The following is a 13,047-nucleotide window of genomic DNA, read 5'->3' as shown; positions in this document are numbered from 1 at the left end:
AGGCCCGCGCGAGCCTCACTGGCTCGCGCGGGCCGAAACCCTGCGTCGCTACGTCACGCTGCGCAGCCCGCCTGCGGACCGAGGCCGCACGGCTATCGGGCTGCGAATCAGGCCTTGAATCCGCCCGAGTAACCTCAGGCGGCTTCGAGCAGCGGCATCAAGCCGCCCGCACGGTCGAGCGCGGAGAGGTCATCGTAACCGCCCACGTGCGTCTCGCCGATGAAAACCTGCGGCACGGTACGCCGGCCGGTGCGCGTCATCATCTCTTCGCGCCGCGCCGGGTCCCGGTCGATCAGCACTTTCTCGATGTGTTCGACGCCGCGCGACTTTAAAAGACGCTCGGCCATCTGGCAATACGGGCACACCTGGGTGCTGTACATGACCACTTTGCTCACTTCGAACCTCCTTGTTTCACGACCGGCATGCCGGCCTGCTGCCAGGCGTTCACGCCGCCGTCCAGCACGTGGACTTCGGCAAAACCGGCGTCCTTCACGAGGCGCAGCGCCTTGTGCGACTGCTGGCCCGTCTGGCAGACCAGCAACACCGGGTTGCTCTTGTTCTTCACGAGCTGGCCGATCTTCGTCTCGAGTTCGCCAAATTCGACCTGGCGCGCCGAGGGCAGATGACCCTTCGCGAATTCACCCGCGGGACGCAGGTCGACCACCACCGCGTTGCGGCGGTTGATGAGCTGCGTCGCCTCGGCGGTGGAAACCCCGCCGCGGCCGCCGCGCTTGAGCGTCGGCCACAGGAGCAACCCTCCTGAGATGAGGACGATCGCGATGAGTACAAGGTTGATGTAGTTGGTGAAGAACGTCACGGAGGGTCCGCCGGAAAAAGGGAAAGTCGGAGAAATCGTGCGAAATCGGATTCGGACAATCCGCTCATTATAAAATAACCGTTTGTCGCAGGGTTACCGTCCCCCAGCCCGGGCGTGCCGCCCTCCGGGCCTGGACCGCCGCCATGGCGCTGCTGCCGTGTTGCGTCCTCCGTCCCCGATTACCGCTTCCTTCACTACCGACCGGCATCCTCATGTACAAACTCGTACTCATCCGCCACGGCGAATCGACCTGGAACAAGGAAAACCGCTTCACCGGCTGGGTGGACGTCGACCTCACCGAGCAGGGCAACCGCGAAGCGCAGCAGGCAGGCCAGCTGCTCAAGGAGTCCGGCTACACGTTCGACATCGCCTACACCTCGGTGCTCAAGCGCGCGATCCGCACGCTCTGGCACGTGCAGGACCAGATGGACCAGATGTACCTGCCCGTGGTCCACTCGTGGCGCCTGAACGAGCGTCACTACGGTGCGCTTTCGGGCCTGAACAAGGCCGAAACGGCGGCCAAATTTGGCGACGAGCAGGTGCTGGTCTGGCGCCGCAGCTACGACACGCCGCCGCCGGCGCTCGAGCCGTCCGACTCGCGCACGGCATACAACGACCCGCGTTACGCGAAGGTGCCGCGCGAGGAACTGCCGCTCACCGAGTGCCTGAAGGACACGGTCGCGCGCGTGATGCCGATCTGGAACGAGTCGATCGCGCCGGCCATCAAGGCGGGCAAGAAGGTGGTGATCGCCGCGCACGGGAACTCGATCCGCGCGCTCGTGAAGTACCTCGACAACATTTCGGATGACGACATCGTCGGCCTGAACATCCCGAACGGCGTGCCGCTCGTCTATGAGCTGGACGAGAGCCTCAAGCCCATCAAGCACTACTATCTGGGCGACGCCGAAGCCATCGCGAAGGCGCAGGCCGCCGTGGCGAACCAGGGCAAGAAGGCGGGCTGACGCTTAGCGCCGCCCGGCATCGGCTGCCACGTGGCCGTGCCTTGTCGATTCAGGCAGCCGCCGGTCCGTCGGGCCGGCGGCTGTGCGTGGGCCAGCCCTGCGGCCACGCGGGCGCCGTGCGGGTTCGCCCTGGCCGCCCTGGAAATTCGTTGCACATTCCCCTTTTCTGCCTTTTTCCGGGCCTGGCTGGCAGGATTGCCAGCGCCCTGCCAGCACCGTGCCAGAACCGAAATTGCGGCACACGGTTTGCGAACCAGGCGGCTGCAGCACTGTCTTAGTCCCATCGTACGCGCCATATACACAGCCACGGCGGGTGTGCAGTTATACTTGTCCGTCGCTTTTCCAATAGACGCTGCCACGCGCCTTTTCGACCGCACGCAACATACTCTATGCGAAAGAACCTGAAAAACATCGGCCTGATCGCCGCTGGCCTCGCGACCGGCGTATTTGCCACCCTGCAGATATCCGCCGAGGCGCAGCAAACCCAGCAGACGGTCGTAGAACCGCTGCCGCTCGACCAGCTGAGGCTCTTCGCCGAAGTGTTCGGTCAAATCAAGCATGAGTATGTCGTGCCGGTGGACGACAAGAAGCTCCTCACCGCCGCCATCAAGGGCATGGTGTCGAGCCTCGACCCGCACTCGTCGTATCTCGACAAGACCGATTACCAGGAGCTCCAGGAGCAGACCAAGGGTCGCTTCGCGGGCCTCGGCATCGAAATCTCGTCGGAAGACGGCCTGATCAAGGTGATCTCGCCGATCGAAGACACGCCCGCGTATCGCGCCGGCATCCGTCCGGGCGACCTCATCACGCGCATCAACGACAAGCCGGTGCGCGGCATGACGCTCGACCAGGCCGTCAAGCAGATGCGCGGCGACCCGGGCACCAAGGTCACGCTCACGATCTTCCGCAAGACCGACGACCGCACCTTCCCGCTCACCATCACGCGCGCCATCATCAAGGTGCAGAGCGTGAAGTCGAAGATCCTGCAGCCGGGCTACGCGTATATCCGCATCACGAGCTTCCAGGAGCGCACGGTCCCCGACCTCGCCCAGAAGCTGCAGGATATCGCGCGCCAGGAGCCGAACCTCAAGGGCATCATCCTCGACCTGCGCAACAACGGCGGCGGCCTGCTGCAAAGCGCCGTGGGCGTGGCGGGCGCGTTCCTGCCGCCGGATTCGGTCGTCGTCTCGACGAACGGCCAGATCCCGGACTCGAAGCAGGTCTACCGCGACACCTACGAGAACTACCGCCTGCCGTCGTTCGACGGCGACCCGCTCAAGGGCGAGGCGGCCGAGTTCAAGACCGTGCCGATGGTCGTGCTGACCAACGCCTACTCGGCGTCGGCCTCGGAAATCGTGGCGGGCGCGCTGCAGGACTCCAGGCGTGCGCTGATCGTCGGCAAGACGACGTTCGGCAAGGGCTCGGTGCAGACCGTGCGCCCGATGACGGCCGACACGGCGCTGCGCCTGACCACGGCGTACTACTACACGCCGAGCGGCCGCTCGATCCAGAACAAGGGCATCCGTCCTGATATCGCGGTCGACCAGTACGCCGACGGCGATCCGGACGACGCACTCGTCACGCGCGAAGTGGACTACCAGAACCACCTCGCCAACACGCAGGATCCGGACGAGAAGAAGGAGCAGGAAGTGCGCGAGCAGGAGCGCATGGACATGCTGCGTCAGCTCGAGGAGCAGAACGACAAGAAGACGCCGGAGCAGCGCCAGAAGGATCGCGAGCGCAAGCCGGTCGACTTCGGCTCCACCGACGACTACATGCTCCAGCAGGCGCTGAACAAGCTCCAGGGCAAGCCGGTGGCCGAATCGAAGTCGCCGATGGAGCGCCGCCTCGCGCAGCAGAAGCCGCCTACCTCGGCTTCCGCGCCGATCGCCGTGAAGCCGGGCGCGCTCATCATGGCGCCGGCTCCGGGCTCCGCGGCCGCGCCGGCCTCCGCTCCGGCACCGGCGAAGTAACACGCCGACCCGCCTCGCGACTCGCGCGCCTCGTGCGCCGGTCGCGAGGCCGCCCCTCCTCCAGCCGCTGGCGTCGTTACAATAACGGCACGGTATTTCCCCGGCGCGCGCTCCCCCATTCAGGGCCATTCAGGCTCTCGAGGTCCATCGCAGCGCCATCGAACCAGCGCATCGCGATGAACGACGACCAACTCCTCCGCTATTCCCGCCATATCCTCGTCGACGAGATCGGCATCGAGGCGCAGCAGCGCTTTCTCGACGCGCATGCGATCGTCGTGGGCGCGGGCGGCCTGGGGTCTCCAGCGGCGATGTATCTCGCGGCCTCGGGCGTGGGCACGCTCACGCTCGTCGACAACGACACCGTCGACCTCACCAATCTGCAGCGGCAGATCATGCACGAGACGGCGTCGGTCGGCCGCGCGAAGGCCGAGTCGGGCCGCGACGCCATCGCGCGCCTGAATCCCGAGGTGAAGGTGAACGCGCTGCAAGTACGCATCGACGATGCGTGGCTCGACGCGCAGGTGCCGGGCGCGACGGTCGTGCTCGACTGCACCGACAACTTCGCCACGCGCCACGCCATCAACCGCGCGTGCGTGAAGCACGGCGTGCCGCTCGTCTCGGGCGCCGCGTTGCGCTTCGACGGACAGATCAGCACGTTCGATTTCCGCGACGACGCCTCGCCCTGCTACGCCTGCGTGTTTCCCGAAGACCAGCCATTCGAGGAAGTGGCGTGCTCGACGATGGGCGTGTTCGCGCCCACGGTGGGCATCATCGGCGCGATGCAGGCGGCCGAGGCGCTGCGCGTGATCGGCGGCATCGGCGCGCCGCTCGTCGGGCGGCTCATGATGCTCGACGCGCTGCGCATGGAATGGAACACGATGCGCGTGGCGCGGCAGCCGGATTGCCCGGTGTGCGGCGAGCGCCACCGGCACGGCTGAAGCCTGCGCGAGCCAAGGCAAGAAAGAAGCCCCGGACATGCCGGGGCTTTCTGCATTTTCGCGTATCAACAGGTGGACGCTCAGGCCTGGGCCACACGCTGCAGCGCGGCCTGCAGCTCCTCGGGCTCGTAAGCGGCCAGCACCTCCGCCACCGGCTTCTCCAGCGTCTTGAGCTGCGAGCGCAGGATTTCCTGCTTCACCACGAGCAACTGGCTCGGGTGCATCGAGAATTCGGTGAGACCCATGCCGAGCAGCAAACGCGTGAACGACGGGTCGCCCGCCATCTCCCCGCACACCGAAACCGGCACGCCCGCGCGCTTCGCCTCGCGCAGCGTATGCGCGATCAGCTGCAGCACGGCCGGATGCAGCGGATCGTACAGGTCGGCCACCGCATTGTCGGCGCGGTCGATGGCGAGCGCGTACTGAATCAGGTCGTTGGTGCCGATCGAGAGGAAGTCGAGCCGGCGCAGGAACATCGGCAACGCGAGCGCGGCCGCCGGAATCTCGATCATCGCGCCGACCTGGATGTTGGGATCGTAGGCGAGACCGGCGTCGTCGAGCTGACGCTTCGCCTCGCGGATCAGGTCAAGCGTCTGGTCGATCTGTTGCGCGTGCGCGAGCATCGGAATCAGGATCTTGACCGAACCGAACGCCGAGGCGCGCAGGATTGCCCGCAGCTGCGTGAGGAACATCTGCGGCTCGGACAGGCTCCAGCGGATCGCGCGCAGGCCGAGCGCCGGGTTCGCGGCCGTCTCGTAACCGTCGCCCGCATTCATGGCGTCGAGCGGCTTGTCCGCGCCCACGTCGATCGTGCGGATCGTCACGGGCAGCCCGTTCATGAGCTCCACCGCGCGGCGGTAGGCGGCGAACTGCTCGTCTTCCTCCGGCAAGTGGTTCTTGTGGTTCATGAACAGGAACTCGGTGCGAAAGAGGCCCACGCCCGTCGCGCCCGAGTCGAGCGCGGCCTGCGCGTCGTCGGGCAGCTCGATGTTCGCGTAGAGCTGGATCTTCGCGCCGCACAGCGTTTGCGTGGGCGAGAACTTCAGGCGCTGCAGCTTGCGCCGCTCGAGCGCCATCTCGCTTTGGCGGTAGGTGTACTCCTCGAGCACGATCGGCGCGGGATCGACGATCACGACGCCATGGTCGCCGTCGACGATGATGAGATCGTCCTGGCGGATCAGCGCGCTCGCCTGCTGCACGCCCACCGCCGCCGGAATGCCGAGGCTGCGCGCGACGATCGCCGTGTGCGAGGTGCGCCCGCCCAGATCGGTGACGAAACCCTGGAAGGTTTGCCCCTTGAACTGCAGCATGTCGGCCGGCGCGATGTCGTGCGCGACGACGATCATCTCGTCGCAGCCGCCGTGCAGCGAAGGCGGCATGGCACCCGCGAGCGACTTCAGCACGCGCTCCACGACCTGCTCGATATCGGCCTTGCGCTCGCGCAGGTACTCGTCCTCGACGTCGTCGAAGTGACGCGAGAGGCGTTCGAGCTGTTCGGTAAGCGCCCACTCCACATTGAAGCGGCGCGTGCGGATGAGGTCGATGGTCTCCTGCACGAGCATCACGTCGTTCAGGATCATGAGGTGTACGCCGATGAATGCGCCCATTTCGGAAGGGGCGTCGGCGGCGAGGTCGGCGCGCAGCGCGTCGAGCTCGTGCTCCACGGCCTGCAGCGCCGCGCGAAAACGCACGATTTCGTCTTCGATCTGCGCGTGCTCGATGAGGTAGTGGTCGACGTCGAGTGCAGCCGGGGCGATCAGATACGCTCGCCCGATGGCTATACCGCGTGATACGGGAATTCCATGCAGCGTGAACGGCACGCGCACCTCCTCTGGTTATTTGATGCTGCGGCAAACCGCTGCAATGCGCTCTCTCAGACCCCGGCGATGATTATAAATTCCAGCGCGGCGGAATGTAGCCATGCGCACCTGTCCGTGCATGACTGCGGCCTTGTGCAGCAGTCGCCGCCCACAAATAAAAACGCCGCGGCAAACCGCGGCGTTCCGGGCAAGACGCGTTGACTGCGCGCGTCTTACTGGCCTTCGCCGAACTTATCGGCGATCAGCTTGAGCAGCGCGCTCATGGCGTCGGCCTCGTCCGGGCCTTCGGTTTCGATCATCACCGTGCTGCCGATGCCTGCGGCCAGCATCATGACCCCCATGATGCTCTTGGCGTTGATGCGGCGGCCGTTGCGGCTCATCCAGATTTCCGACTGATAGTTGCCTGCGAGCTGTGTCAGCTTCGCCGACGCCCGCGCGTGCAGGCCGAGTTTGTTCACGATGGTCGTTTCTTGTTGCAGCATAGGTCGATCCGGACGCGGTGTGTGGAAGTGTGACTGGGTTGTTTCGCTGTGCCTTGTTGTTGGCTTTCGCTGGCGCGCCGCCGGTTCAGGTGCTGCCAGCCGGCCTGAATACGCCGGCCGCTACGCCACCGGTGCAAGCCGCGCCCCGCGTCGCGGCGGCAGGCTGGCTCGCGCTCTGGCCCGCTACCGGATTCGCGGCCTGCTTTGCCGCGTCGGCGGTGGCTTCGGTGCAGGGCGTGGGCGGGCAAGCGCATTCGCTCGCGGGCGCAACGGGCGGCATGGTCGGACCGATGGTCTGGACGCCCTTGCTCGCGCCGGCCAGCGCCTTTTCGACCAGCGTGTCGAGCGGCGTTGCGCGGTAGCACACGGCCCGCACCAGCATCGGCAGATTCACGCCGGCCAGCACGCGCACCTCGGGCACCGTGGCGAGGCGCGCCGCGATGTTCGAAGGCGTGGCGCCGAACATGTCGGTCAACACGAGCGCGCCGTTGTCTTCGCGCAGGCGCTCGATCTCCGAATTCGCCTTGGCGACCACTTCAGCCGGGTCGCTGTCGGGGAGCACGTCGAGCGCGCCGATGCGCGCCGGACAACCGCCATAGATATGCGCGATGCACTCGCGTAGCGCGGTGGCGAGCGGTGCGTGCGCAATGATCAGAATCCCTGCCATGTCAGCTTGACTGCAAAAAACGGCTCCGGTTGATGCTCGGACGACCCGTAGATCGCGTCCTGCAGCGCCAACCCCGCAGCCAGCCGTGAGCTCGCAGGGTCGGAACACGCGCCGCGCGGCAGCCGGAACGTCTTGTCGACGCCCGCCTGCCAGCCCGGAACGCGGGCTCGCGGCATTGTAGCAGGGTCATTTTCGCGCACGCGAGGCGGTTCTGCTCACAGCGGCGACAGATGTCGCGCGCGATTTACAGGCTCCGCGCTCGCGCTCGACCTTTCGTGGTCCGCAACTGCCCGCCAGTCAAGGTCTCGATGGGGCGCCCACCCTGCAAGGCCCCCACATCCCGCAAATGCCGCCATACACGCGGCTTTCAAGTCCGCGCTCCAGGTGCGGGCTTCAAATGCACCCGGTCGCCGTTTCGAAGCCGGACGCCGGCCGGATTCAGGCCGCCGCGCGCTCCAGCGCGTCGATGAACATCGAGGCCACGTCGAAGCCCGTCTGCTCCATGATTTCGCGGAAACACGTCGGACTCGTGACATTGACCTCCGTGAGCCAGTCGCCGATGGCGTCGAGCCCGACAAGCAGCAGGCCGCGTGCCGCGAGCGTCGGGCCGAGCGCTTTGGCGATCTCCATGTCGCGCCCGGTGAGCGGCTGCGCGACGCCGAGCCCACCCGCCGCCAGATTGCCGCGCACTTCATTGCCCTGAGGAATACGCGCGAGCGAAAACGGCACCGGCTCGCCGCCGATCAGCAGGATACGCTTGTCGCCGGCCTTGATTTCGGGGATGAACTTCTGCGCCATCACGCTGCGCGCCCCGTCGTGACTCAGCATCTCGATGATCGAGCCGAGGTTCATGCCGTCCGCCTTCACGCGGAACACGCCCATGCCGCCCATGCCGTCGAGCGGCTTGAGGATCACGTCCTGGTGCTCTTCATGGAACTGGCGCAGGCGCGCGGCGCTGCGCGTCACGAGCGTCGGCGCGACGAACTGCGGAAACTCGCCGATGGCGAGCTTCTCCGAGTGATCGCGAATCGACTGCGGCTTATTGAAGATCTTCGCGCCCGCGCGCTCGGCGATCTCCAGCAGCCACGTCGAGGTGACGTACTCCATGTCGAACGGCGGGTCCTTGCGCATGACGACGGCGTCGAAACCGGTGAGCGCGCGCGAATCGGCTGTGGCTTCGAACCAGGTTTCACGATGCAGGTCCGCCGTATCGCCGATGATCGTGAAGCGCCGCACGTCGGCCTCCACCTGGCCGTTCACCCATGCGAGGTGCTGGGGCTCGCACGCGAAGAGCCGGTGGCCGCGCTTCGCGGCCTCGGCCATCATCGCGTAGGTCGAGTCCTTGTAGATCTTGAACCGCTCGAGCGGATCGGCGATGAAGAGAATGTCCATATCGTCTCTGCCTTGTCCCTGTCCTGTCGCTGCGTGGCGCCTGGTGGCGCGCCTGCTTTCATGACGGCAACGCCCGCACGGTGGCGGGCGCTGCGTTCGATTGTGTGAATGATGACGGCCGGATCAGACCTGGATCGCTTCGGGGTCGGTCTTCTCCAGCTCGACCGAGGCCGCCAGCAAGCCGAGCCGCGCCACCACGCCGTACATGTAAAAGCGGTTCGGCGGCGCCGCACCCGCTTTTGCGCGCGTGTCAGGCAGCGCCGTGTGCTCGAAGCCGAGCGGCACGAAGTGCATGCCCGGCGCGTTCAGGTTCTGGTCGCGCTCGCGGCTGCCGTGCGCGCGGTAGAAGCCGCCCACCACATAGCGGTCGATCATGTACACGACCGGCTCGGCCACTTCGTCGCCGATGTGCTCGAACGTGTAGACGCCTTCCTGCACGATCACGTCGTGCACTTCGAGCCCGTCCTTCGTGGCCGACATCTTCGCACGTTCGCGCTTCGTGAGTGCGGCGACCTCCGAGGCGTCGTGCACCGTCATCACGCCGCGGCCGTCCGTGCCGGCATCGGACTTGATGACGACATAGGGCTTTTCGGTGATGCCGTACTCGCGGTACTTCTTCGCGATCTTCTTGAGCACGGCGTCGATGGCGGTCGCGACTTGCTCCTCGCCCGTGCGCGCCTCGAAGTCCACGCCTTCCACGTGCGCGAAGTACGGATTGATCATCCACGGGTCAACGCCCACCATCTTCGCAAACTTCTTCGCCACGTCGTCGTAGCAGGAGAAGTGCGTGGACTTGCGGCGCACCGCCCAGCCCGCGTGCAGCGGCGGCAGCACGTACTGCTCGTGCAGGTTTTCGAGCACGGGCGGGATGCCGCCCGAAAGATCGTTGTTCAGCAGGACCGAGCAGGGGTCGAAGTTCTTCAGGCCCAGGCGCCGCTGCGAACGCTCGAGCGGTTCGAGCACGATCTTCTGGCCGTCGGCGAGCGAGATCGTCACCGGCCCGGCGATCGTTTCGTCGAGCGTGCCGAAGCGCACGTTCAGGCCCGCCTGGCGCATGATCGTGGCGAGGCGCGCGACATTCTCCAGATAGAACGCGTTGCGCGTGTGCATCTCCGGAATCACCAGCAGGTTCTTGGCGTCCGGGCAGATCTTTTCGATGGCGGCCATGGCCGCCTGCACGGCGAGCGGCAGCACTTCCTGCGGCAGGCAGTGAAAGGCGCCGGGAAACAGGTTGGTGTCGACCGGCGCGAGCTTGAAGCCGGCGTTGCGCAGGTCCACCGAGGCGTAGAACGGCGGCGTGTGCTCCTGCCATTCGAGGCGGAACCAGCGCTCGATGGCCGGCGTCGCATCGAGGATGCGCTGCTCCAGTTCGAGGAGCGGGCCGTTCAACGCCGTAACCAGATGCGGGACCATAAGGGGTGACTCGCGGACGAAATGCTTTGATTGTAGGGAAACCGGTCGTTTATCTGGGGACGATTGCGCCAGTTGCAAGACGGGATTGCCCTCATGAATCTGGGTCGTGAAATCCCTTGAGCGCGGTAGGGTCAATCGAGCGTGCCGCGCACGGATATTCACGCCGGATATCCATTCTGGACCGCCCGCGGCGCCGGGCGCAATTGGGCCCACGCACTGAAGGGGCACTATGCGAACGCGCCAGCGAGGTGCTTATTCCGCCCTGGCCCGCTCCCTGGCGCGAGAGCAAGGCCCACACCCGCCGCCCGGGCGCGCAAAAGAAAAGGGCCCGCCGAACGGCGGGCCCAGGTCGCTGCTTGCTGCCCTGCTAGATCAAACCATCGAACGCGGCGCGCTTATTCCACGCGCTCGCCATGCAGAACCACGTCGAGACCTTCGCGCTCTTCTTCTTCCGAAACGCGCAGGCCCATCACCATGTCGATCACCTTCAGCAGGACGAAGCTCACCACGCCGCTGTAGATGAGGGTCGTGAGCACGCCCTTGGCTTGCAGGATGAGGCTGCCATCCGCGCCGCCGATGTCCTTCACCGCGAACACGCCGGTCAGCAGCGCGCCGATGATGCCGCCGATGCCGTGCACGCCGAACGCGTCGAGCGAGTCGTCATAGTTGAACTTGTGCTTGAGCCACGTCGCCGACCAGAAGCAGACCACGCCGGCCACCACGCCGATCACGATCGCGCCCAGCACGCCGACGAAGCCCGATGCCGGCGTCACGGCCACGAGACCCGCCACGGCGCCCGAGGCGATGCCGAGCACCGACGGCTTGCCCTTGGCGATCCACTCCGCGAACATCCAGCCGAGTGCGGCGCAGGCGGTAGCGACTTGCGTCGTGAGCATCGCGAAGCCCGCACGGCCGTCGGCCGCCACTGCCGAACCTGCGTTGAAGCCGAACCAGCCCACCCACAGCATCGCCGCGCCCATCAGCGTGAGCACGAGGTTGTGCGGCGCCATCACTTCGCGGCCGTAACCCACACGCTTGCCGAGGACGATACAGCACACGAGGCCCGCGACACCGGCGTTGATGTGCACGACCGTGCCGCCCGCGAAGTCGAGGATGCCGGCGCTGGCGAGCCAGCCGGTCGGCTCCCACACCATGTGCGCGATCGGCGAGTAGACGATGATCGACCACAGCGACATGAACACGAGCATCGCCGAGAACTTCATGCGGTCGGCAAACGCACCGGTGATGAGCGCCGGCGTGATGATCGCGAACGTCATCTGGTAGACGAAGTACACGGTCTCCGGGATGGTCGGCGCGAGGTGGCTCACGGTGAGCGTCGTCGCCTTGTCGCCCTTGATGTAGTTCATGCCCTCAAGGAAGATGCGCGAGAAGCCGCCGATGAACGAGCCGCCCGGCGTGAACGCGATCGAGTAGCCGACCACCGTCCAGATCACCGTGACCACGCAGGTGATCGCGAAGCTCTGCATGAGCGTCGAGAGCACGTTCTTCTTGCGGACCATGCCGCCGTAGAAGAGCGCGAGGCCCGGGATCGTCATGAACAGCACGAGCGCGGTGGAGGTCAGCATCCACGCGGTGTCGCCGGAGTTGATCTTCGACGAATCGACCGAGAACGGCGCGGTCGGTGCGGCGGGCGCCGCGGCGGCTGCGGCAGCCGATGCGTCGGCCGGGGCGCTTGCGGCGGCGGCCGGTGCGCTGGCTGCTGCTGCCGGGGCCGAAGCCGCGTCGGCTGCGGGCGCCGAAGCCGGAGCGGCTGCGGACGCATCGGGCGCCGACGCGGTGGTGGCCGGCGCGGAGGCCGCGGCGGGCGCGGATGCGTCGTCCGCCAGCGCGGCGCCGACGCCGCCGGCCAGCAGCGAGCCGGCCATCATCAGGGACATCAAAAGTTTGCGCATCTCGGTTTCCTCTTTCCTCTTGTCTCGGTCTCTTTAGGCTTTACAGCGCGTCGGCGCCGGTCTCGCCGGTGCGGATGCGGATCACTTGTTCGATCGGGGTGACGAAAATCTTGCCGTCGCCGATCTTGCCCGTGCGGGCCGCGCGTTCGACCGCCTCGATGGCCTGCTCGACGATGTCGTCGGCCACGGCGGCTTCGATCTTCACCTTCGGCAGGAAGTCGACGACGTACTCCGCGCCGCGGTACAGCTCGGTGTGCCCCTTCTGGCGACCGAAGCCTTTCACCTCCGTCACCGTGATCCCCGAAACGCCGATCGCCGAAAGGGCTTCGCGCGCCTCATCGAGCTTGAACGGCTTGATGATTGCTGTAATGAGTTTCATGTAGTCCTCGCTGTGGTTTGCTTCATTCCTTTGTCTGCTTCTGCAACGGGCGCCCGGCGAACGGCGCGTGATGCTTCGCCGCGTCGCTGGCACACCGTGAGCCAACCGTCGTTCGGTGCGCGGGGCAGTATTAGCAACACCCGTGCCAATTTGCTGCAGCCCGTGCGTAAAGGCGGTGTGATGGACTTCGATGCAAGCGCGCTCAAAGCCGTGGACAATGCGGTCCGCGCCTTGAGGCGCGCGGCGTGCAAGGCCCTGGCCGAACGGCCAGCGTGGCGCGCGCGGTGGCGT

At 66.2% G+C, this 13,047-nt stretch carries 12 protein-coding genes; 3 read left to right on the top strand and 9 right to left on the bottom strand.

The window, feature by feature from the left end; translation table 11 throughout:
• Positions 1-134 precede the first annotated feature (134 nt).
• Complete coding sequence (gene grxC, locus AB4Y40_RS39920; protein WP_042270085.1) at positions 135-395, bottom strand: glutaredoxin 3; 261 nt, start codon at positions 393-395, stop codon at positions 135-137.
• Positions 392-817: a rhodanese-like domain-containing protein gene (locus AB4Y40_RS39915; protein ID WP_042270087.1), complete on the bottom strand. Its 426-nt coding sequence runs from the start codon at positions 815-817 to the stop codon at positions 392-394. The genes grxC and AB4Y40_RS39915 overlap by 4 nt, the downstream gene beginning before the upstream one ends.
• 212 nt (positions 818-1,029) lie before the next feature.
• On the opposite strand from AB4Y40_RS39915, the gene gpmA reads away from it, so the two are divergent.
• The 3 genes from gpmA to AB4Y40_RS39900 all read left to right on the top strand — a co-directional run bounded on the left by gpmA (position 1,030) and on the right by AB4Y40_RS39900 (position 4,690).
• On the top strand, positions 1,030-1,779 hold the full coding sequence (gene gpmA, locus AB4Y40_RS39910) for a 2,3-diphosphoglycerate-dependent phosphoglycerate mutase (protein WP_368692542.1): 750 nt from the start codon (positions 1,030-1,032) through the stop codon (positions 1,777-1,779).
• A gap of 389 nt (positions 1,780-2,168) precedes the next feature.
• Positions 2,169-3,752: a S41 family peptidase gene (locus tag AB4Y40_RS39905; protein ID WP_368692541.1), complete on the top strand. Its 1,584-nt coding sequence runs from the start codon at positions 2,169-2,171 to the stop codon at positions 3,750-3,752.
• Between the two features lie 176 nt (positions 3,753-3,928).
• Entirely contained in the window at positions 3,929-4,690 is a 762-nt protein-coding gene (locus AB4Y40_RS39900) for a ThiF family adenylyltransferase (RefSeq protein WP_368692540.1), read from the top strand.
• An 80-nt stretch (positions 4,691-4,770) separates the two neighbouring features.
• On the opposite strand, the gene ptsP is transcribed toward AB4Y40_RS39900, so the two are convergent.
• The 7 genes from ptsP to AB4Y40_RS39865 form a co-directional block, all read right to left on the bottom strand.
• Positions 4,771-6,510 (bottom strand): phosphoenolpyruvate--protein phosphotransferase, encoded by a 1,740-nt coding sequence (gene ptsP / locus AB4Y40_RS39895; protein WP_368692539.1) that lies wholly within the window; start codon positions 6,508-6,510, stop codon positions 4,771-4,773.
• A 212-nt stretch (positions 6,511-6,722) separates the two neighbouring features.
• Complete coding sequence (locus tag AB4Y40_RS39890) at positions 6,723-6,992, bottom strand: HPr family phosphocarrier protein (protein ID WP_042270095.1); 270 nt, start codon at positions 6,990-6,992, stop codon at positions 6,723-6,725.
• An 85-nt stretch (positions 6,993-7,077) separates the two neighbouring features.
• A complete protein-coding gene (locus tag AB4Y40_RS39885) occupies positions 7,078-7,659 on the bottom strand; it encodes a PTS sugar transporter subunit IIA (RefSeq protein WP_368692538.1) in 582 nt (193 codons plus the stop codon).
• Between the two features lie 438 nt (positions 7,660-8,097).
• On the bottom strand, positions 8,098-9,051 hold the full coding sequence (gene gshB / locus AB4Y40_RS39880) for a glutathione synthase (protein WP_368692537.1): 954 nt from the start codon (positions 9,049-9,051) through the stop codon (positions 8,098-8,100).
• A gap of 123 nt (positions 9,052-9,174) precedes the next feature.
• Complete coding sequence (gene gshA, locus AB4Y40_RS39875) at positions 9,175-10,464, bottom strand: glutamate--cysteine ligase (RefSeq protein ID WP_368692536.1); 1,290 nt, start codon at positions 10,462-10,464, stop codon at positions 9,175-9,177.
• Positions 10,465-10,859: 395 nt separating this feature from the next.
• Positions 10,860-12,377 (bottom strand): ammonium transporter, encoded by a 1,518-nt coding sequence (locus tag AB4Y40_RS39870; protein WP_368692535.1) that lies wholly within the window; start codon positions 12,375-12,377, stop codon positions 10,860-10,862.
• Between the two features lie 40 nt (positions 12,378-12,417).
• Positions 12,418-12,756: a P-II family nitrogen regulator gene (locus AB4Y40_RS39865; RefSeq protein WP_028201804.1), complete on the bottom strand. Its 339-nt coding sequence runs from the start codon at positions 12,754-12,756 to the stop codon at positions 12,418-12,420.
• Positions 12,757-13,047: the final 291 nt, after the last annotated feature.

Source organism: Paraburkholderia sp. EG287B (genome assembly GCF_040965595.1).
In the GTDB taxonomy this organism is placed as follows: Bacteria; Pseudomonadota; Gammaproteobacteria; order Burkholderiales; family Burkholderiaceae; genus Paraburkholderia.
This window is presented reverse-complemented; position numbering and strand designations above follow the sequence as displayed.